Raw genomic sequence first — 20,524 nt, 5'->3', positions numbered from 1 at the left:
ATCTTAGCTCCGATCGCGCGCGTGTCCGATCAATTCAGTGACAGGGACAGGCGCTAACCGACGACGCTATGGTAACCACGAAAACGCAAACAAAAGCAAAGGCCCGAACAACGGTTCGGGCCTTTGATCAGATCACAAAGAAGTCGATGAGCGCGACGGGACGATTTACTCGTCCTCCTCGGGCTGCTCCTCGGGCGGTGCGAGGCCTTCGAGACCCTTCAGGAGCTCTTCTTCCGTCATGCGCTCAACCGCGACTTCGGTATCGTCTGCATCCACGCTTGCACCGGCGGAACCGATCAGCGGCACAGTGTCCGGCTCGGGCTCGTCGACCTCGACGAACTTCTGCAACGAGTGCACCAGCTCCTCGCGGAGGTCCTCCGGCGAAATGGTGGTCTCAGCAATTTCGCGCAAAGACACAACAGGGTTCTTGTCGTTATCGCGATCAACCGTTAGTTGTGAACCAGACGAAATCATGCGGGCACGGTGGGCGGCCAGCAGGACCAGGTCAAACCGGTTGTCGACCTTGTCGATACAATCTTCTACGGTGACGCGAGCCATCGACTGTCGCTCCGTTGTGGGTGGGACGAAATATGTGGATGAATGCCGGTAGTTATAGGTGCCGGGAGGGTTTCGCAAGGCCAATTTGTGATTTGGCCTCGCCAAACGGCTCTGCTACCCCCACATTGGGGCTGGGATGGGTGGTTTCCCGGGCTGCCGGCGACGGCGGCGCCGGGAGTGTGCGAGTTGGCCATAACTATACCTTGATTGCACCGACTTCTCCGGATTTGCGGTTTCGACGGGTTTCGGCGGGACTTTAGAAGTGCGCGGCTTGCTGTCGCCGCGCCAACAAAAAACGATCAATCACGAACTCTACGCGAGCAAACTGAATGTCACCTTCCTCTACCGACAAGATCGCGCTCTTCATCGATGGAGCCAATCTCTACGCGACGGCGAAAACTCTGGGCTTCGACATCGATTACAAGCGCCTGCTGAAGGAGTTTCAGAGCCGCGGGACGCTGCTTAGGGCGTTCTACTACACCGCGATCATCGAGGATCAGGAGTACTCCTCGATCCGGCCGCTGATCGACTGGCTCGACTACAACGGCTACACGGTCGTCACCAAGGCGACCAAGGAGTTCATCGACGCCTCCGGCCGCCGCAAGGTCAAGGGCAACATGGACATCGAGCTCGCCGTGAACGCCATGGAGCTCGCCGAGCACATCGACCAGATGGTGCTGTTCTCGGGCGACGGCGACTTCCGCTCCCTGGTCGAGGCCGTTCAGCGCCGCGGCGTGCGGGTCACCGTGATTTCCACGATCGCCAGCCAGCCGCCGATGATCGCCGACGAGCTGCGCCGCCAGGCCGACGTCTTCACCGACCTCGTCGAGCTGCAGTCCAAGCTCGGCCGCGACCCGTCCGAACGCCCCGCCCCGCGTGACCGCGGCGACCGCGAGGCGCGCCACCACGCTCCGCAGTTCCTCCAGCGCGCAACCACGATGGCGCCGGCGAGGGGCGATGACGACTTCGAGGAGTGAGGCGGCCCGGTCAAGCCGCCAGCCTCTCAGCCTCGTCCCCGACCGTGACTGTCCGCTCTGTCCGCGCCTGGTCGCCTTTCGCGAGGCGAACCGCGCGCGCGAGCCATTGTGGCACAATGCACCGGTTGCGCCTTTCGGCGACATCAAGGCGCGCCTCCTGATCGTCGGCCTTGCGCCGGGGATGCAGGGCGCCAACCGCACCGGCCGTCCCTTCACCGGCGATTATGCCGGCGACCTGCTCTACGCCACGCTGCTCGAATACGGCTTCGCCAAGGGCCAATATCAGGCGCGTCCCGACGACGGCCTGAAGCTGGTCGACTGTCGGATCGCCAATGCGGTGCATTGCGTGCCGCCGCAGAACAAGCCGCTGCCGGTCGAGATCAACACCTGCCGGCAGTTCCTCGCGGCTAATCTCGCAACGATGCCGAACCTGCGCGCGATCGTCGCCCTCGGGCGTATTGCGCACGACACCGTGCTCAAGCCGCTGAACCTGAAGGGATCGCAAGCCCCCTTCGGCCACGGCGCCGTGCATCAGGCCGGCGCTTTCAGGCTCTACGACAGCTATCACTGCTCCCGCTACAACACGAACACCCGCGTGCTGACGCCGGACATGTTCCGCTCCGTGTTCGCGAAGGTGAAGAGCGACCTCGATTAATCCTTAGACGAGCCCTTGGCCGGGTTGGCCTTCAGCCAGTCCAGGACATCGCCGGCGTTCCGGTCGGGCGGAAACACCGGATAGAACACATGCATGATCCTGGCGTCGTCGACGATCAGCGCGAGGCGCTTGATCAGCGTGAGGCCCGCGAGCTCCATGATCGGCAAATTCAGGGCGCGCGTAAGCGCCAGCTTCTCGTCCGAGAGCACCGGGAACGGCAGATGCAGCCGCGAGGCCATCTCGGTCTGGTACGCGTTGCTTTGCGTCGAGAGACCGTACACCTGCGCGGCACCGGCGGCCTTCAGCTCGGCAAACAGATCGCGAAACGCGCAAGTCTGCGGCGTGCAGCCGCGCGCGCCCGGGATCATGTCCCAATCGTCGACCAGCGCGATCTTGCCGGGCTCGCCGGTGCGCGGATAGGCGAACACCACGGTCCGGCCACGCAGTGCCGACAGCGCGACTGACGTGTCGTCGGTGGCGAGCAGGCTGACCGGCGGCAGCGTCATGCCTTTCAGGTGCGCGGCGCTCCCGTCATCCGCGGGTGCGGGAATCCGGGTCCAATCGACCTCGAGCAGGTTTCTCTGAGTCATCCCGCTATCCCCTCGCCCGCATCAGGCGGCCCTTCTCCCGGCTCCAGTCGCGCTTCTTCTCGGACTCGCGCTTGTCGTGCAGCTTCTTGCCCTTTGCAACCGCGAGCTGCAATTTGGCGCGACCCCGCTCGTTGAAGTAAAGCTTGAGCGGGATCAGCGTCATGCCTTCGCGGTCGACCGCGCCCATCAGCTTGTTGATCTGCTTGCGATGCAGCAGCAGTTTTCGCGGCCGCTTGGGCTCGTGATTGAAGCGGTTGCCCTGGAGATATTCCGGAATGGTCGCGTTGATCAGCCAGATCTCGCCGTCCTTGGAATCGGCGTAGGATTCCGCGATCGTGCTCTTGCCGCTGCGGATCGACTTGACCTCGGTGCCGGTCAACGCAATGCCGACCTCGATCGTATCCTCGATCGCATAGTTGAAGCGGGCCTTGCGGTTTTCCGCCATGACTTTGATCGGACGTTCGTTCTTGTCGGCCATGGAAGACAAACCTGATCGAGATGCGCGAGGACGCTAACAGTTTGGATGAAGCCCGCGCGTCAAGACTTCTTGAGGAGATCGCGGATCTCGGTCAGCAGCTCGACCTCGGCCGACGGCTTTGCCGGAGCGGCAGGCTCGGCCTCGTCCTTGCGCTTCAACTTGTTCATGGCACGGATCACCAGGAACAGCACGAAGGCAATGATGATGAAGTTGATCGTCAGCGTGAGGAAGTTGCCCCAAGCCAAGACGGCGCCCTGCTTTTTCGCGTCCGCGAGATTTGCGGCGGTGACCTTGCTCGAAAGCGGCGTGAAGTAGTTCGAGAAGTCTAGACCGCCGGTGGCCGCACCGATGATCGGCATGATCACGTCGCCGACCAGCGATGTCACGATGGCGCCGAAGGCCGCGCCGATGATGACGCCGACCGCGAGATCGACGACGTTGCCCTTCATGGCGAACTCGCGGAACTCCCTGAGCATCCGCGTGCCTCTTTCGTCGATCGCCATGAAAGCTCCCCGATCGGCTAGCGCGTCAGTTGATGAGGCCGGCATGAACCATCGCGCTTCGCACCGCAACGCGGGTCGGCTCGGTGACCGGCACCATCGGCAGCCGCAGCGTCTCGTCCAGCTTGCCGAGCAGCGACAGCGCGTACTTGATCGGCGCCGGATTGCTCTCGATGAAGAGGTTGTTGTGCAGCGGCATCAGCTTGTCGTGCAGCTTCAGCGCGGTGGCATGGTCGCCCTTCGCCCAGGCGGCCTGGAACTCCGAGCACAGCCGCGGCGCGACGTTCGAGGTCACCGAGATGCAGCCATGGCCGCCATGCGCCATGTAACCGAGGATGGTCGCATCCTCGCCCGAGAGCTGGTTGAAATCCTCGCCCATCGCCGCGCGCTGCTGCGAGACGCGGACCATGCTGGCGGTGGCGTCCTTGACCCCGGCGATGTTCTTCAGCTCCCACAGCCGCGCCATGGTGTCGACCGACATGTCGATCACCGAGCGCGGCGGGATGTTGTAGATGATGATCGGAATCCCGATCGCGTCGTTGATCGCCTTGAAGTGCTGGTACATGCCTTCCTGGGTCGGCTTGTTGTAGTAGGGCGTCACGACCAGAACCGCGTTCGCGCCCGCCTTCTCGGCGTGCTGGGCGAGCTCGATCGCCTCCTTGGTCGAGTTGGAGCCGGCGCCGGCGACCACAGGCACGCGGCCTTTCGCTTCCTCGATGCACCATTCGACGACCTTCTTGTGCTCGTCATGGCTCAGCGTCGGGCTCTCGCCGGTGGTGCCGACCGGGACCAGGCCGTTGGTGCCCTCTGAAATCTGCCAGTTGACCAGGGAGCGAAACGCGGCCTCGTCCAGCGAGCCGTTCTTGAACGGCGTGACCAAGGCGGTGAACGATCCCCGGAATTTTGTTTTGGCTGCCATGGACTTCCTCCGTACGCGGCGATCTCGAGCGAGCCGCATTCATATCGGGTCTATCCCGCCGGTAAAAGACCCGCTTCCGTGTGACGCACGGGTTTAGGCCGCGATTTTGCCGCGGTGGTGGTGCAAACCCGGCGAAGGTAAGCGGCTGTTGGTATTTTGTCCGCATATTCAATCAAATACAGCCAGATCTTGTACAGCTAGGTCTTGAGCCAATTGACTGATTCGGGGCGACGAAACGCCGTGATCTCCTTTCCGCGCGCCGCATGGCGATCCACCGGTCTGATCGTGTGCCTGATGGCAGGGCTGTCCGCGGGCTGCGCCGCCTGGGCCAAATCCAATGAGACAACCGCGGAGACCGCCAAGGAAACCGCGAAACCCGCAGCCAAGCCAGCCGCCAAGGACACTGCGAAGGGCGCGTCCAAGGGAACCGGCAAGGAACCTTCGAAGGACGCCGCCAAGGGGGCAAGTAAGGGCGCAAGCAAGGGCGCGACCAGTCCCCCCGCCAAGGATGCCGCGAAGAAGCCTGGCAGGGATGCTGGCAAGAACGCAGGCAAGGAACCTGCGAAGGACAAGCTGAAGCCTGCGGCTGCCGCGCCAAAGTCAACGCCGACCGCTGGCGGCTCTGTCCCGAAAACCGCACCCGCGCCGGCTGCGACGGCCACCGTCAGACCCACCGCTCCGGCCCCCGCCAAGCCCGTCGCGGCTCCTGTCCTGGCTCCGGCGACCCGCCAGCATGCCGCCCCGCGCAAGCCGGTCACACCGGCTGCGGTTGCCGCGACCTCCTCGACGTCGCAAGCCGACAAGGACACGCTGGAGGCCGTGATCGAGCTTGTGCGCAAGCGCAAGGCGGGCGACGCGACCAATGCCGCGGCCACGATCTCGGATCCCGTGGCGCGAAAGCTCGCGGAATGGATCATCCTTCGCAGCGAGGACAATGGCGCAACTGTGGAGCGCTACCGCGCCTTCCTCTCCGCCAATCCGAGCTGGCCGTCGCAGACCTTCCTGCGCCGGCGCCTGGAGGCCGCGATGTGGGACGACAGGCGTGACGACCAGGTCGCGTGGTCGTGGTTCGAGAACGAATCCCCCGTGTCCGCCAAGGGCCGCTTCACGCTTGCCAAGGCAATGCTGGCGCGCGGCGACCGCGCCAACGCCGAACGTCTGGTGCGCGACGCCTGGCGCAGCGACCCGATGTCGGAAGAGACCGAGAACAACGCACTCGACCAGTTCGGCGCGCTGCTGACGCCCGGCGATCAAAAGGCGCGGATGGACACGCTGCTCTATGGCAGCGAGAACGAGGCTGCATTGCGTGCCGCGAAGCGCCTCGGGGCCGGCTATGTCGCACTCGCCAAGGCCCGAATCGCCTCCCTCAAGAAAGCCCCGAACGCACGTGCGTTGCTCGAAGCCGTGCCGCGCGAGCTGCACGGCGATCCCGGCTTCATCTTCAGCAAGATCCAGCTGCTGCGCCGCGAGGAGAAATTTGCGGAAGCCGCCCAGCTCATGCTGTCGGCACCGAAGGATCCGGGCCGTCTCTACAATCTCGACGAATGGTGGATCGAGCGGCGCCTCCTGGCGCGCAAGATGATCGACACCGAGGAATTCCGCAGCGCCTATCTGATCGCGCGCGATGCCGCCCTGCCCTCGCGCGACATCTACAAGACCGAGCAGGAGTTCACCGCCGGCTGGATCGCGCTGCGCTTCCTCAACGATCCCGCGGCCGCGGCTCAGCATTTTGCCCGCATCGGGATCGGCAGCGTCAATCCGACCACGCTGGCGCGCGCCGGCTATTGGCAGGGCCGCGCCGCCGAAGCTGCAGGCCGCCAGCAGGAGGCGCGCAACGCCTACGCGCGGGCCGCCGAGCAATCCACCAGCTATTACGGCCAGCTCGCACGTGCCAAGCTCGGCCTGCCGCAGATCGAGCTCAACGCTCAGCCGCGCAGCCGCGGTGCCGAACGGCTGGAGATCGTGCGCGCCGCGCAGCTGCTCTACGAGCTCGACGAGCGCGAGATGGCGATACCGATGCTCGCCGACATGGGCGAGAACGGCGATCCCGAAGCGCTAGCCGGCCTCGGCGAGCTCACCCAGCGCCACAACGACGCGCGCGGCATGCTACTGCTCGGCAAGGCCGCGCTCAATCGCGGGCTGCCGTTCGATTTCTATGCCTATCCCGTCAACGGCATTCCGCAGTTCACGCCGATTGGCCCCGAGGTCGAGCGCAGCATCATCTACGCCATCGCGCGGCAGGAGAGCGCCTTCAATCCCTCGGTCGTCTCGCCGGCGCAGGCCTATGGGCTGATGCAGGTGACGCCGGACGCCGCGCGCTATGTCTGCAAGCGCCACGGCGGGACCTACGATCTGGGGCGTCTGAAGAACGATTCGGCCTACAACGCCACACTCGGCTCGGCCGAGCTCGGTGGGCTGCTCGAGGACTATCGCGGCTCCTACATCATGACCTTTGCCGCCTACAATGCCGGCCGCGGCAGTGTGAAGAAATGGATCGATCGCTACGGCGATCCGCGCGACCCCAAGGTCGATGCCGTCGACTGGGTCGAACTGATCCCGTTCTCCGAGACACGCAATTACGTGCAGCGGATCATGGAGAACCTTCAGGTCTACCGCGCCCGCTTCGGCGGCGGCACGCGGTTGCAAATCGAGGCCGATTTGCGCCGCGGCACCGGTAGCGTGGAATAACTGCGTGTCCCTAACGACTCCGGTGACAAAGCATCCACGCATGCAGCGCAGATAGGGCGCGCAATAATAAGAGACGAAAATGGATCAGACAATGTTGAGCGTCGTCCGTGCGGTACAGGCAGGCGCGACGACGATGAAGGGCGTGATCGACGCCACCGGACTATCTCGTCTCAAAATCGAACGTGCGTTGAATGCCCTAGAGAAGCAGCAGCTCCTGGTTCGAGACGGCCAGGGGTTTAGGTCGACCAGTCTGCCGAAGGCAGCCCGGCAGTGCGGATCGTGCAATGCCTGCTGCGATATCCTCGAGGTGGCCGCCGTCGACAAGCCCGTGAACCAGCTGTGCAGGCATTGGCAGACGGGCACGGGATGCACCATCTACGACCGCCGTCCGCAGATGTGCCGGTCCTTTGTCTGCGCCTGGTTGCAAGGTCACCTCGACGACGACTGGTTTCCAGCGAAATCGGGCATCATCGTGCATTTCAGCCAGGATGCGGTCAACGTCACCGTCGATGACCATTGCCCCGATCGCTGGCGCGAGGAGCCTTATTTCAGCAAGCTCGCCGAATGGTCGCTGAACGGCATCAAGAGAATCGGAAACCGCGGTTACGCGACCCTCGTTGTGTCCGGTGCCGATAAGTTCCTGCTGCTGGGACGGACCATCGTTCCCGAACCGACGCTGTTCGGAACAGCGTTCCTGCCGCTTACGGCCGACACTTTCCGGTTCTGGCGGGCGAAATCGCAGGAGCATTTGCAGCGGCTGCACGAGCGCATCGCCGAGATCGAGCGGATCAGACAGGAATTCGGCTCCTGCGCGATTCCCGACGAACTGGATGACGACCCCTACCCGCCCTATCGGTCGGCTCTTCTGCGCTGGTCGAATCACGCCTGAACTCCCACGCGGTCCACGCGGAGTAATTCGCCGTATGCCGCTCGATGCGCGCCGGTCGCGATCGAAACGTGGCGGCGGGCACGCGCGAAAGACGCCGCCCCGGGAGTTCGGGACGACGTCTTGAGGCTGGAAGCTACGCTACTTGGCGATTGCAGCTTGCGCGGCTGCGATCTTCGCCTTCACGGCATCGAGATTGAAGCTCGCGCCCTTCTGCATGGGCGGAAATTCGATCGCCGTCATCGCCAGCTTCTCAACCTGCTGCTGGACAAAGACAAAGCGCCAGAATTCGTATTTGAACCAGTCGAAGTATTGCTGGGCCCCGTATTTGGTCCCGCTATCGGGCCAGCCGGTGCGCTCGAAAGGATCGAGGCGAAGGTTGGTCAAATAGGGCACGTCAACCTTGCTTTTATCACCCAGCCAGCCTCCGGGCTGGTCGATGAAACGATACTTGTAGTCGTCGATGCGCACGGCCCCCAGCTCGCTTTCGCCGAAATAAAAGATTTCGTGCCGATTTGACGGCCCCTTGCCAGTGATCATGTCCAGCTGGTTGTAACCATCCAGATGGCACTTGTAGGTGCGGTCACCGATGTGTTTACCCTTTTTTAGCTCGTCGACGATGTTGGGATTGCCTGCAGCGGCCAGGAAGGTCGGGAACCAGTCCAGTCCGGACATGATGCCGTTCTCGACCTTGCCGGCCGGCACCTTGCCCGGCCAGCGGATCATCGCCGGCGCGCGGAAGCCGCCCTCCATGATCGTGCCTTTGCTCTGCGCGAATGGCGTCTGTCCGCCATCGGGCCAGGTGAAGACCTCGGTGCCGTTGTCGGTCGTGAATACCACGATGGTGTTGTCATCGACGCCCATATCCTTCAGCTTCTGCATCACGATGCCAACGTCGTCGTCGAGCTGCGCCATGCCGGCTTCATGGATGGACCAACCATTCTTGGAGTTGCGCATCGCCTGGTACTTCGGCGACAGGTGCGTAACGATGTGCATGCGGGTCGGATTGAGCCACAGGAAGAATGGCTTGTTGTCGGCCTTGGCCCTGTCGATGAAATTGAGCGCGAGATCGCGGATTTCATCGTCCACGGTTTCCATCCGCTTGGGATAGAGCGTTCCGGCGTCCTCGATCCTCTGCTTGCCGACCTTGCCCCAGCGCGGATCCACGGTGGCGTCGTCCACATTGGTCGCCCACGAGTGGACCATGTTGCGCGGACCGACTGTGTTCAACAGCTCCTGCGGATAAGCGGGGTGGGCCGGATCTTCCATCGCGTCGAGGTGATACAGGTAGCCAAAGAACTCGTCGAAGCCATGCACCGTCGGTAGAAACTCGTTTTTGTCGCCAAGGTGGTTCTTGCCGAACTGGCCGGTGGCGTAGCCCATACCTTTCAGCGCCGCAGCAATGGTCACGGCCTCCGCCGGCAAGCCGGTGGGAGCGCCGGCCTGGCCGACTGTGGTCATGCCGGTGCGGATCGGCAGCTCGCCGGTGATGAAGTTGGCGCGGCCCGCCGTGCAACTCGCCTCGGCATAGTAATCGGTGAACAGCATGCCTTCGGCGGCGATCTTGTCGAGGTTTGGCGTCCGCCCGGCCATCATCCCGCGGTGGTAGGCGCCGATATTCCAGATGCCGATGTCGTCACCCATGATGACGACGATGTTCGGCCGTTGCCCGGGCGCAGCGGGCGCCGGCGCCGCGGCTGGTTGCTGCGCTTGTGCAGGGCTCGTCAATCCGATGGCCGAAAGCGCCGACGCGGCGGCAAGAGAACTACCACTCAACAAGAGATCGCGGCGTTTCATTCCGCCGTTTGGTCCCGCGCTCATCTCAGGCTTTTTCGGAATCCTATCGTTACTCATGACGCGATCCTCTTCCTGGTGATGCACCTGAAGCCGACATGGCTTGCTGAGGTGTCGATCGGCTCGGCATGACGCGCGGCCGGACGGTAGCGGCGGCAATAGTTAGGCGCGCAAAGATGCGAGCCGCCCTTAAGCACCTTGCGCGGAATTCTGATCTTCGGATTTCGGGGATCGTAGCTCGCATTTTCAAGTCCACCCCGCGGGTTTTGCGGAATGCAGCACGCCTTCGGCGCATCGGCCTCGTGCATCGGCGAGTACCAATCAGAGGTCCATTCCCAGACATTGCCGATCATGTCATACAACTCGTAACCGTTGGTCGAGAAAGCTGTGACCGGCGAGGTGCGCTCGAACCCGTCGGTCGCGAGATTCTCGTGGGGGAAATTACCCTGCCAAATGTTCGCCATATGTTGGCCGCCGGGTTCGAGTTCGTGCCCCCAGGCGAATTCGGCACCGTCCAGTCCTCCACGCGAAGCGAACTCCCATTCAGCCTCGGTCGGTAATTCCTTGCCGGCCCATTTCGCATAGGCTTCGACATCTCGGTAGGCGACGTGCACGACGGGATGGTTCTCGAGCCCGCGCAAGTTACTGTGTGGCCCATAGGGACGACGCCAGTTGGCGCCAAACTTGAACGTCCACCATTCGCCCCAATTGCGCAGGTCCACAGCCTGCTGCGGCGGTGTAAAGACGAGGGATCCGGCCTTGAGCATGCGCGGTAGCGCGCCGGGATAGTCCTTCGCGTCGGGTATCAGTTCCGCGAATGTGACGTAACCAGTGGCGTTGACGAAATCGCGGAATTGGCGATTGGTGATTGGCGTTCGGTCTATCCAAAATCCGTCCACTGTGACGCGGTGGACCGGCGCCTCCTCTGGATAGTGTTGCTCGGATCCCATCCGAAAGGTCCCGCCGGGGATATAGACCATCTCCCGGTCCGCCGTCCCCTCAGCCGTTTGCCCGGAGAAGGATTTCGCTCCTGTGAAATTCATTGCATCACGCCCCGGCTTCACGGATCTCCAATGGATCTCATCCTTAGTCAAAGGCGAAGATCCGCTTCCAGTCATTCTTCATGTCGACCACCGTCCATCGATTCACCGCTGCGGCGTCGAGGGCCGTGTCCAATTTCCCGAAGTGGGATTGGCGGTCGTACGCATATTCGCGCTCGGAATCGGTATGGTGGACGAGCAACCCGAACCGCGCGCCGGGGGCGAGCGTCGCCCATTGGAGCATTTCAAGGTCTCCATCCGAGTTGCCAAATGCGGCGATGGGGCGGCGGCCGATATGTTCATTGATTCCGATCGGCTTGCCGGCCTTGTCGTCAATGAAATTGACCTCAGGCAGCCGGAACAGGACCGGGATACTGTCGCGCATCTCAAACCGGGTCTTGATCGAAGATCCGACCACCTGCTCTGGAGGGATGCCGTAGATGGCATCCGTCCATGGCCGCATGAACTCAACACCGCCGCCTGAAACGATGACAGTCTTGAAACCGTTCGCCCTAAGGTAGGCGAGCAATTCCAACATCGGCTGATACACCAACTCGGTGTAAGGTCGTTTGAAGCGTCTGTCGCGCGCCGTGACAAGCCAGTCCGTAACGATCGTCTCAAACTCTGCCGTGGACATACCGGCGTGGGTGACCGCGACAAGTTCGGCAACGCCCTTTTCGCCGGAAGCAGCGAGTGCATTCAGGTCGCCATCCAGCACCGCCGCGAAGGGCTGTTTGCCCTTCCATTCCGGGTGCATCGGAGCCATGCCTTTCACGCGATCGAGCACAAAGGCAAGCTGCACATACATCGGTTGTTCGATCCACAGCGTGCCGTCATTGTCGAAGGTTGCGATCCGCTGTTGGGGCGGCACGAAAAATGGACCGCCCTGGTCCGTGACGCGCCTAACGAAGTCGACGATAGATGTCTTCGCCGAACCGTCATTCCAGGAAGGCAACGGATCGCGCTGAGCTTGTGCCAGCGCCGATCTCGAGTGCAACGAGGCGGAAAGCAGCGGAAGCACAGCCAGCGAAGTAAGAATGGCGCGCCGATCCAGCGGAAAAGATTCACTGATTGACTTCACACGCGTCTCCAACTGCTCTGCAAACGGCTTAGAAAGGCACGACCATTCGGAGCGAGAAGAATCTCGTTCTGCCGAGATTGGTTTGAAACCGCGACCAGCTTGATACGAGCATGTGCGACGCATCCAGTTTCGGTTAGTCGGTTCTTTGATGGTAAGGCCTACAGAAACGGAGCGGCATACTTCCGGGTTTGATTTAGATCAAACGATGGTCGCCGTAGGCGAAGGTGCCGGATCATGATCCCAATCGCGCCCGGCGAGACAACGAGGGCCGTCTGTCGCGTGCCCATTGCTAAGTCTTTGCACGCGATCGCTATTCGAGAGCCGGTAAACCCGCGGGTGATCCTAATATTTTCTGACGATCGGCTTTGTTGTCGGAGGCGCTCCGGGCGCGGGCGGCGAGATGGAGAAGGTGACCCAGGTATTCCAGCCCGATGGCCGGTTTTCGGCAGCGAATTCTCCATAGGCCTTGAAATTCAGATAGCCCTGCATGTCGCCAACCGGAAATAAGAAACCGATTTGCGGGCCGATGCCAACCACCTGGGACTGGAAGCAGCCGACACGGTCACCTGAACCGCTGTCACAGCCGAGCCCCTTGTAGACATAGCCCACAAGGCCAACCATGACCTGCTTCGACAGGAATTGCGATGCGCCCCAGTCGAAGTGCATGTCGACGCCGTTCTGATACTGCGTGGCAGTATTTTTGAAATTGTAGGTGAAGCCGAGCACGCTGGAGAATTCGTGGCCGGTCTGCGGATTGAAATAGGTGTAGCCACCGCCGGCATCAATCGCGCCGTGCCCAATGCCTATATTCGACAAGCGATCGGACTGGTAAGCGCCAGCCGGGATGTCACCGGTGACATAGGTCATGTAGTTGTGGACGCCAGCGTTCCATTTCAATTGGAACATCGGCGCCAGATCCCCAAAGCCCCAAGTGGTGTCGCTGATGGCGTCGGACCGCGCGAACGGAACGCTGCCGAACGGCGGCACCGTGGCCACGCCTGACAAGGTCCCCGCGAGGCTGGTGCCGACGACGCCATAGGCTGCCAGGAGAGACACTGACGCCTGGCCGCCGAGCACCGGCGTCGCAAATACATAGCTCGGGAGCACAAAGCCAAGATCGCCGGTGGCGTTGACATGCAAATTCAGATTTGCGTTGACGGTAAGGTTGGCCGGAATCCTGCCGAGTGTGAATTCACGCGCCCGCGCGACGTCGGCGCCGGCGGATATGGAGGTGTGGTAGTAGATGTTTGCCAGTGACCAACCCGGCTGCTGCGGGGTGGCCGCGAGGCTTCCAAAGAGGCCGGGGACCCAGAAACTGATGCCGTTTTCGTCGGCAAAGGCAGCCTGAGCAGAAAGCAATAGAGTCGACGTCAGGAAGGCTGCAGAAACAACTCTGCGTCGATGTGCTGGGATTGAGCGCTCGCTTTTCGCAGCAGCAAGCTCGGTTCTCGCCGTCACATTGTGGCTCCAAAACTGGTCGCCTGTGAGTAGAATTGTACGCCAATGGACTGCTCAATCAAGTGGCAAGTTCAGCCATCACCGAATGGCCGAAAAACAGATGAATGGTGTGACGAAAGAGCCATAGCGCAAAAGGATGTGGCGGAGCCGAGCGGACGATCCGCATGCAGCCTCTGGCAGACAGCAAGCCCCCTCGCACCACCAAGCATCATCTAAAACAAAAGCCCCGGCGGTTTCCCGCCGGGGCTCTCTGTTAGGTCGTTAGACCGTACTTACCAGTTGCGCTGAGCGCGGAGGAGCAGAACGACCGAGTCCTGATCCTTGAGCTCGTAGGTCGCGACCGGCTTGGCGGGGATCGCCACGACAGCGGCCGGGGTCACGATGCCAGCGTACTTCTGGTCGAGGTGGGTCCAGGCAACGTCAGCCGAGAACGTCAGGTTCTTGACCGGGGTCCAGCGGGTGATGAGACCCACCTGGCCGATCGCGAAGTCCGGGTTACACGAGGTCACGCCGGCAAACCCACCACCGATGATGCCACCACCAGCACCACCAGCGCCGCAGAGCGTGGTCTTAGCCAAGCTGCCGAACTGGGCCTGAGCGTAGGCACCGTAGATCGCGGTGTTCCAGTATGGATCCCAGTTATGGGTGTAGGCACCGCGGAAGCCCCAGGTCTTGATCGTTTCCTGCTGGCTGCCCGTGACGTACACGGTGTCGGGAGCCGAGGCGATGCCGAGGCTGCCGTAGGCAACGTTCGAGCCGCCCCACATCGTGTAGGAGCTACCCGCGAGGTTCTGGAAGTTGTAGCGGGTCGCACCGTCGGTGTTCCCTCAATTCCAAGAGGTCAGCGGAAGTCCCCCTGTGAAAGCAATGGCGCTGTTCGAGGCCTGGACGAAAGCTGTGCAGCCGGCTGAAGGCACGGTCTACCGATGGACCACTGTGTTCAAGGAAGCTGACCGACATTTTCCCGATGTCAGGAACATCAGCTTCGACAAGGCCAAGACATGGATGAATGGGCTAATCAATGAAGAGCGATCATCATCGCCACCATGCAAGAGCTGATGACTAAGGGCGTTCCCAGCATGCCGGTCCACGACAGCTTGATTGTCCAAGCCAGCAAGGAAGCCTTGGCCGCCGATACCCTGTCACGCCAATTCCGCGCCCATACCGGGGTGGTTCCAAAGCTAAGTGTAAGCAGGCCAGGCTTCTGATGCAGCCAACATAGGCTTCAGCTAACTATCTATTATTACTAGCTATAATTTGCTGGTATTGGCTATGGTGTATCTACCCCTGTTACCCCAGCGCAGGACCCTACCATATCGTGGAACGAATGTTTGGGGCCAAGCGGCCCGTATATGTGCAATAGGCCGCTGTACTAGCTTCGGGTGGATAAGGGGCATCCCTGCAAATGCCCCTGTGGGACTCTAGGAAGCCCGTGGGCGCCTTTGACGCTATGCCCAGGAAGACCGGCGGCTCGCTGTAGCGCCCACCAGAGGACTCCGCTGAATCTCCTAGGGGCATCGGCGCCAGAGTGCCCCTGCGGGGCGCCTGTTCCCATTGAGCCCCGGCCTGTTGGGTCCGACCCGGTACTTCTGGCAAAGCACGCCGCTCATGTCAGCCGAGCACAGGCCAAGGGCTTTAGCCCGAGCTTTTTGAAGGCGGGGCCCCGGCAACGATGGCCTAGGGCCCCAGCGGGAGCCGGAGTCCCTTAGCTGCCGATTAGCTAGGCGGCAGCGCTAGCGAGGGAGCCGATGATCTTCCGCATGGGCTCAGCCCTCTTTGCCTTCCAGAGCGCGATAGACCGACGCACGGCCTATGCCAAGCTCCTTCGCGATGGCTGACGGCCCTTTGCCTTCCTCGTGCATTGCCTTCACCTTCGCAACATCCACCGAGGGCTTGCGACCCTTGTAGACCCCACGGGCCTTAGCGTCCGCTATGCCTTCCAGTTGGCGCTCGCGCCGTAGGTTGGTCTCAAACTCAGCGAATACACCGAGCATGTCGAGGAAGCATTTCCCCGCCGCTGTGCTCGTATCGATGGGCTGCTCTGTGGCTCGCAGGGAACCCCCACGGGCCTTCACCGTGCGCACGATGTCCTGAAGATCACCGATGCTGCGCGCGAGGCGGTCAATGCGCGTCACCATCAGCACGTCCCCAGCGCGAAGGAAATCGAGCACGGTGCGAAGCTCCTCCCGCCCAGCGGTGCTGGTGCCGCTGCGCTTCTCAGAGCGGATCAGGTCGCAGCCTGCCGCGCGCAATGCGTTCTCTTGGAGGTCGAGGTGTTGATCGGTGGTGCTCACGCGGGCGTACCCGATGATGGTCATTCGCCAGTCCTGTCTCATTAGGGCTTTAGACCATGAGACATTGATGTTTCGAAATTAAAATGTCAACCCTATTGAGACGGTATTTGTGTCTCAGGTGAATGTCTCGGGAGGGTAGGCCCATACGATCCGCTGTCGAGCTCTCGGACCGCTATTGCTCCTGAGGCGCCAAATGCAAAAAACCCCCGGCAGTTTCCTGCCGAGGGCTCTTGGAGGTTAGGTCGTTAGACCGAACTTACCAGTTGCGCTGAGCGCGCAGGAGCATAACGACCGAGTCTTGGTCCCTCAGCTCATAGGTCGCGATTGGCTTGGCCGCGACGCCGTTGATAGCCGTGGTGGTCACGACGCCAGCATACTTCTGGTCAAGGCGGGTCCAGGAGACGTCCGCCGAGAACGTCAGGTTCTTGACGGGCGTCCAGCGGGTGATGAGACCCACCGTGCCAAGCGCAAAGTCCGGATTGCAGGACGTCACGCCGGCAACACCCGAGATGATGCCCGCGGGTCCGCAGAGGAAGGTCTTCGCACCGCTGCCGAACTGAGCCTGAGCGTACGAACCGTAGATCGCCGTGTTCCAGTACGCATCCCAGTTATGGGTGTACGCACCACGGAAGCCCCAAGTCTTGATGGTTTCCTGCTGACCGCCCGTGACGAACACGGTGTCCGGAGCATTCGCCGCGCCCACGCTGGCGTAGGCAACGTTTGAGCTACCGTAAAGCGCGAACGAGCTACCCGCGAGGTTCTGGAAGTTGTAGCGGGTCGCACCGTCGGTGTAGACGCCCTGGATGTTGATCACGTCACCCGCACCGGTCGGGATGTTCTTGATCGACAGAGCGAGCTGAACCGCCCAACCCCACTTGTCATCGGGATGACCGGTGGGTTCGGTCGCGCCGTAGTAGGCAACGTGGTTGTCATGCGCAGCCACCGACGCCTGGAAGAGACCCCAAGCCTGGTCGACACGGACCATACCCACGAGGTTCGGCGAACGCGAGCCACCGATGGCATTCGAACCATAAGCGGCGCCAGTCACGCCGGCGAGGCCCGCCGCACCGCTCAAGTTGAGGTTGCCGGCTTGCATGTAAGCCGTCGGATCTTCCGCCGAGAACGCCGCCGTGACGCCCTGGCCGAAGTCAGCAGTGTAGCTGAATTGGTTGATACCGGTGACCGTGCCGCTACCGCCGGCGAGACCGTCGAAGTTGTTGCCGGGATAGTTGGTCCAGGGCGCGTCGAACTGCGACACGGCCTTACCCATCGTGAAGCCAGCGAACTGGATGAAGGCGTAGTACACGCCGAGCGAACCGCCCGAGGTGCCGCCGTCGGTCGGGTTGATCGACGAGCCAACGAGGGCCGGCGCTGCACCCGAGGTGTTGAGGGCCAGCGTGCTGCTGTAGGCGGTCGTGCCAGTCGCGCTGCCGGTGCCGTTGTAGTTACCGGTCGTCCACGAGAACACGCCGTCGAAGAAGGTACGGACAACGCCGTATTCAGTCGCGGTGCGGGTGTCGATGTTCAGGTCTTCACGAGCGCGCGCCGTGTAGTAGTTCGTCAGGCGGTTACGCGCGCCGTTGTTACCGGTGGTCTGCCAGTTGATGTCGCTGTTCGTGTTCAGCGCGACTTCAGCGCGCAGATAACCACCCAGCTTGATGCAGGTGTCGGTGCCCGGGATGTAGTAGAAACCCGCGCCGTAGAGCGAACAGATCTTCACGTACTCGACCGCTTTGGCCTTTACGGGAAGATCAGCCGCTTGTGCCCCACCAACGGCGAGCAAAGCTGCCGCGGAACCGAGCAAAAGGCCCTTGAACTTCATGTTAAACCTCCAAGTTGAAGCCCCGTACAATTCCTCGTACAAAGCCGTTTGAGCTACCCGCGAAAAGACGTTGGAAATCAACGCATCCTCGTATCGATGGTCTACTTAAGCGAACCACCTAAGACGGGACGACCTCGGGATGCCCCCCTCCGTCGCTCAGTCACAATTACCGAACGCCCTTGCACACACAACAACAGAACGCTTCAGAACCGGCCGATGCAGCGTGTTTTCCGACGGGTGTTGCACAAATAACACGCAGATGTGATCAGAGCGACCTTGTAACACCTTGAATTTGCTGGATTTTTTCAATGGGTTTCATTTGGCGTCCAAAGTTCCGGCACGGGCCCCACATGAGCGGAGATGCTCCGTTGTGGGGCAGAGGCGTCCGAATCGTGGAATCAACCAGGGACCCGGCACGGACCAAACCCTCGGGAACTGGCTGCCCTGATTAGTAGGCGGCCGCGACGGCCGTCCTCATCCGCGCGCTTGAATGTCGATATGATCCGGCGGCAAGCCGGCCTGATGTCGTTGATACATAGCCTCGTAAGCCGTCTCGAGCCGCCTGGCGTAGAGCGCCGCACCAAACAGTGATGCGGTCAGGTGGTTCCCTTGCAGCCGTCCGCGAATATCCGCCAGCTTCTGTTTATCGAGCGCCAGCTCGATCGCGAGCGCTTCATAATCCGCAGGCGTTGTTGTGATCAGCTCAGGTAGGCCGACAGCGCTCAGCAAGCTCGCGGCCACGCGGCCGGCGAAACTATTCCCGATATGGGTCACCACCGGCAGACCGGCCCACAACGCATCGCTGGCCGTCGTATGTGCGTTGTAGGGCAGCGTGTCGAGGAAGAGGTCTGCGAGGCGATGGCGCGCCAGATGTTCGGATGAAGACGCAACGCGCCTTGCAAACACCAGTCGATCCGGGTCGACGCCCCGGCCCTTGGCCTCCTTCCGCAGATTCGATTTTGCGATCTCGCCCACGTCGGACAGCCACAAGACCGACTGATCCACGCTCTTCAAGATCTTCATCCAGGAGCCAAAGACAGCCGGATTGATCTTGTAGGCGTTGTTGAAGCAGCAAAACACCGTCCATTCCTGCCGCAAATCGTGATCGGCCCGATTGGGCGCAGCATCGTCGATCGTCGCGACGTGATTATCACGCGGCATGAAGCTGCCGGGCAGACGAACGACCTTCTCGTCGAAGAACTGGCTGTTTTGATCTGGCAGCACGATTGGATCGGCAATGATGTAGTGGAAGAGCTCCCTGCTCCCCAGCGTTCCCGCGAAGCCAAGATAGTTGACGACGATCGGAGCCGGGCTGGACGCAAACAACGACAGCCTGGCATTGTGCGTATGGCCAGCAAGATCGACAAGAATATCGATCTGCGCATCGTCGATCGCTTTCAGGACTTCACGGTCGAGCTTGTGCTCGCAATCGACAAAGCGATGAAATGACTTTTCGAGCCGCCTGCGCAGATCGCTGTTGTCGTCAGGACCGATTGAAAACGCGTAGGTCTCGAAGCGGTCGGCATCGTGATTCTCGAAGATCTCGGCAGTGAGATACCCGACCGGATGCTTGCGAAAATCAGGTGAAACATATCCGACCCGGATCTTGTCGTGGCGACGGACTTCACCCCCTGACCTCGTTTTGGAGACATGCGGGAGCTTTGCCCTGACCCAGGTCCTGGCGCAGCCGAGCTGATCATCGGGAGAATCCGTCAGGGACAGCAAAGCAAAGGGAGAGCTATTGGCCTTCCCGAGCCGTATTGCTGCCGTCACCCGCCAAGTCCATTCCTCCCTCGGGACGTCAGGTCAATCATATCATCGGCCCCGACATTGCAAGATGAGACCATAGCGGCGTCGCGCGGCCGTCGAGGGATGAGCGAGCGTTCCAGCCCGGCCTTCGCTGATTACGGCGACGCCTGGCGCGGCGGAGCGGCTCCTGGGCCGGCGAGCGAGTTATCCCGACTAAACTAATAAGAGCGCCTGTCCCGCAACCTGACACGGGACCCTGTCGCCAATCGGAGAGCGATCACCGCTCCATAGCTGGGGGCGAATCGCGGAAAGATTCAACCAAATCAATCGCTTGCAGGTCGATCACTTGAGAGAATCGGTCGGTGACAAAGGCAATTGTCCCCCGCTCAAGCCCACCCGCCGCTTGGTTTCGGAATTCGCTGGGAATATTCGAGCAAAAACACACGCTTCCAAATTGACCAGCCCAAGTAATTAGATGCATAAGGCTCGCACCGGAGAGGTGGCCGAGTGGCTGAAGGCAACGCTTTGCTAAAGCGTCATACGGTCTCAAGCTGTATCGAGGGTTCGAATCCCTCCCTCTCCGCCACCCCGCGGCTGTCCAGACCGGAGACATAGGTAACAGGTCGTACCTAAGACATGGGTGACAACCTCGTGCCGAACGGGTTGTCGAGGGGTATCAAAGTCGTTTACTCCAAAGTCGATCCAGTTTGAGGCCGCTGGTCAGCGATCTGCTGTGTTCCGGCGAGACGCATCCATGGCCTGGCCATTGTTGCTTGGCTCGCGCTGTCGCCGTCAACCCCGCGCGTGCCGCGCCCCTGTGGGCTTCGGGGGTTGACCGCGACAGCGGAGCAAGCAAAGGGCCTGCCATGCCAAGAATGCACGAGAGCGCGTCGCGCTCAGGGCGCTGCGGTGGCAACTGAGACATCGGTGACGGGCTTCGGGCCGAACGGGTTGTCGAGCGGCTGCAAGGTTTTCTGCTCCAGATCGAAGTAACCGAGATCGTAGTGCATGAAGCTGACGAGCCAAATGCCCTCG

Annotated in this window: 17 protein-coding genes, 1 tRNA gene and 2 pseudogenes; 6 read left to right on the top strand and 14 right to left on the bottom strand. The window is 61.5% G+C overall.

Translation table 11 applies throughout. The features are described from left to right. Positions 1-165: 165 nt before the first annotated feature. Entirely contained in the window at positions 166-558 is a 393-nt protein-coding gene (rpoZ, locus tag ABIB91_RS16470; RefSeq protein ID WP_007603391.1) for a DNA-directed RNA polymerase subunit omega, read from the bottom strand. 329 nt (positions 559-887) lie between these two features. Here rpoZ and ABIB91_RS16465 point away from each other — a divergent pair, with 329 nt between their 5' ends. Further along, the gene (locus ABIB91_RS16465) at positions 888-1,535 is read left to right on the top strand and encodes a LabA-like NYN domain-containing protein (RefSeq protein WP_007603390.1); all 648 of its coding nucleotides are present in this window, start codon (positions 888-890) and stop codon (positions 1,533-1,535) included. After that, on the top strand, positions 1,516-2,190 hold the full coding sequence (locus tag ABIB91_RS16460; RefSeq protein ID WP_007603389.1) for a uracil-DNA glycosylase: 675 nt from the start codon (positions 1,516-1,518) through the stop codon (positions 2,188-2,190). The genes ABIB91_RS16465 and ABIB91_RS16460 overlap by 20 nt, the downstream gene beginning before the upstream one ends. Here ABIB91_RS16460 and ABIB91_RS16455 read toward each other — a convergent pair. The 4 genes from ABIB91_RS16455 to dapA are packed head-to-tail and all read right to left on the bottom strand — an operon-like array spanning position 2,187 to position 4,677. Beyond that, a complete protein-coding gene (locus ABIB91_RS16455; protein WP_354163941.1) occupies positions 2,187-2,780 on the bottom strand; it encodes a peroxiredoxin in 594 nt (197 codons plus the stop codon). The two genes, ABIB91_RS16460 and ABIB91_RS16455, sit on opposite strands and share 4 nt — an antisense overlap. 4 nt (positions 2,781-2,784) lie before the next feature. Next, complete coding sequence (smpB, locus tag ABIB91_RS16450; protein ID WP_027567292.1) at positions 2,785-3,258, bottom strand: SsrA-binding protein SmpB; 474 nt, start codon at positions 3,256-3,258, stop codon at positions 2,785-2,787. 59 nt (positions 3,259-3,317) lie between these two features. Beyond that, complete coding sequence (mscL, locus tag ABIB91_RS16445) at positions 3,318-3,761, bottom strand: large conductance mechanosensitive channel protein MscL (RefSeq protein WP_354163939.1); 444 nt, start codon at positions 3,759-3,761, stop codon at positions 3,318-3,320. 25 nt (positions 3,762-3,786) lie between these two features. Beyond that, entirely contained in the window at positions 3,787-4,677 is an 891-nt protein-coding gene (gene dapA / locus ABIB91_RS16440; RefSeq protein WP_007603384.1) for a 4-hydroxy-tetrahydrodipicolinate synthase, read from the bottom strand. 294 nt (positions 4,678-4,971) lie between these two features. On the opposite strand from dapA, the gene ABIB91_RS16435 reads away from it, so the two are divergent. Then, entirely contained in the window at positions 4,972-7,365 is a 2,394-nt protein-coding gene (locus ABIB91_RS16435) for a transglycosylase SLT domain-containing protein (protein WP_354164305.1), read from the top strand. Positions 7,366-7,444: 79 nt separating this feature from the next. Then, positions 7,445-8,254 carry a YkgJ family cysteine cluster protein gene (locus ABIB91_RS16430; protein ID WP_035994781.1) on the top strand — a complete coding sequence of 270 codons (810 nt, stop codon included), beginning with the start codon at positions 7,445-7,447 and terminating at the stop codon, positions 8,252-8,254. A gap of 138 nt (positions 8,255-8,392) precedes the next feature. Here ABIB91_RS16430 and ABIB91_RS16425 read toward each other — a convergent pair whose 3' ends face one another. From ABIB91_RS16425 to ABIB91_RS16405, 5 genes and pseudogenes are all read right to left on the bottom strand, one after another. Next, positions 8,393-10,072 carry an arylsulfatase gene (locus ABIB91_RS16425; protein WP_502916989.1) on the bottom strand — a complete coding sequence of 560 codons (1,680 nt, stop codon included), beginning with the start codon at positions 10,070-10,072 and terminating at the stop codon, positions 8,393-8,395. 29 nt (positions 10,073-10,101) lie between these two features. After that, positions 10,102-11,088, bottom strand: a complete 987-nt coding sequence (locus tag ABIB91_RS16420; RefSeq protein ID WP_007603374.1) for a formylglycine-generating enzyme family protein — start codon at positions 11,086-11,088, stop codon at positions 10,102-10,104. A 43-nt stretch (positions 11,089-11,131) separates the two neighbouring features. Next, on the bottom strand, positions 11,132-12,112 hold the full coding sequence (locus tag ABIB91_RS16415; RefSeq protein ID WP_502916988.1) for an HAD family hydrolase: 981 nt from the start codon (positions 12,110-12,112) through the stop codon (positions 11,132-11,134). A gap of 396 nt (positions 12,113-12,508) precedes the next feature. After that, positions 12,509-13,624, bottom strand: coding sequence for a SphA family protein (locus ABIB91_RS16410; protein WP_502916984.1), 1,116 nt, complete (start codon positions 13,622-13,624; stop codon positions 12,509-12,511). 272 nt (positions 13,625-13,896) lie between these two features. Then, a pseudogene (locus tag ABIB91_RS16405) lies at positions 13,897-14,445 on the bottom strand (porin); the annotation flags it as partial. A 46-nt stretch (positions 14,446-14,491) separates the two neighbouring features. Between ABIB91_RS16405 and ABIB91_RS16400 the strand changes: the two are divergent. Continuing rightward, positions 14,492-14,683: a hypothetical protein gene (locus ABIB91_RS16400; protein ID WP_354163934.1), complete on the top strand. Its 192-nt coding sequence runs from the start codon at positions 14,492-14,494 to the stop codon at positions 14,681-14,683. Between the two features lie 707 nt (positions 14,684-15,390). Here the strand turns inward: ABIB91_RS16400 and ABIB91_RS16395 are convergent. From ABIB91_RS16395 to ABIB91_RS16385, 3 genes are all read right to left on the bottom strand, one after another. Beyond that, a complete protein-coding gene (locus tag ABIB91_RS16395) occupies positions 15,391-15,942 on the bottom strand; it encodes a recombinase family protein (protein ID WP_007603365.1) in 552 nt (183 codons plus the stop codon). A gap of 232 nt (positions 15,943-16,174) precedes the next feature. Beyond that, positions 16,175-17,740, bottom strand: a complete 1,566-nt coding sequence (locus ABIB91_RS16390; RefSeq protein WP_007603364.1) for a porin — start codon at positions 17,738-17,740, stop codon at positions 16,175-16,177. 474 nt (positions 17,741-18,214) lie between these two features. Beyond that, entirely contained in the window at positions 18,215-19,513 is a 1,299-nt protein-coding gene (locus tag ABIB91_RS16385; protein ID WP_354163931.1) for an O-linked N-acetylglucosamine transferase, SPINDLY family protein, read from the bottom strand. Positions 19,514-19,982: 469 nt separating this feature from the next. Here ABIB91_RS16385 and ABIB91_RS16380 point away from each other — a divergent pair. Continuing rightward, positions 19,983-20,075 (top strand) — tRNA-Ser (locus tag ABIB91_RS16380). Between the two features lie 310 nt (positions 20,076-20,385). On the opposite strand, the pseudogene ABIB91_RS41715 reads toward ABIB91_RS16380, so the two are convergent. After that, positions 20,386-20,524: pseudogene (locus ABIB91_RS41715) on the bottom strand (IS481 family transposase); the annotation flags it as partial.

The organism is Bradyrhizobium sp. JR4.3 (assembly GCF_040547695.1).
Taxonomy (GTDB): Bacteria; Pseudomonadota; Alphaproteobacteria; order Rhizobiales; family Xanthobacteraceae; genus Bradyrhizobium; species Bradyrhizobium canariense.
Note: the sequence above shows the minus strand (reverse complement) of the source record. Positions and strands in the feature narration are given on the sequence as shown.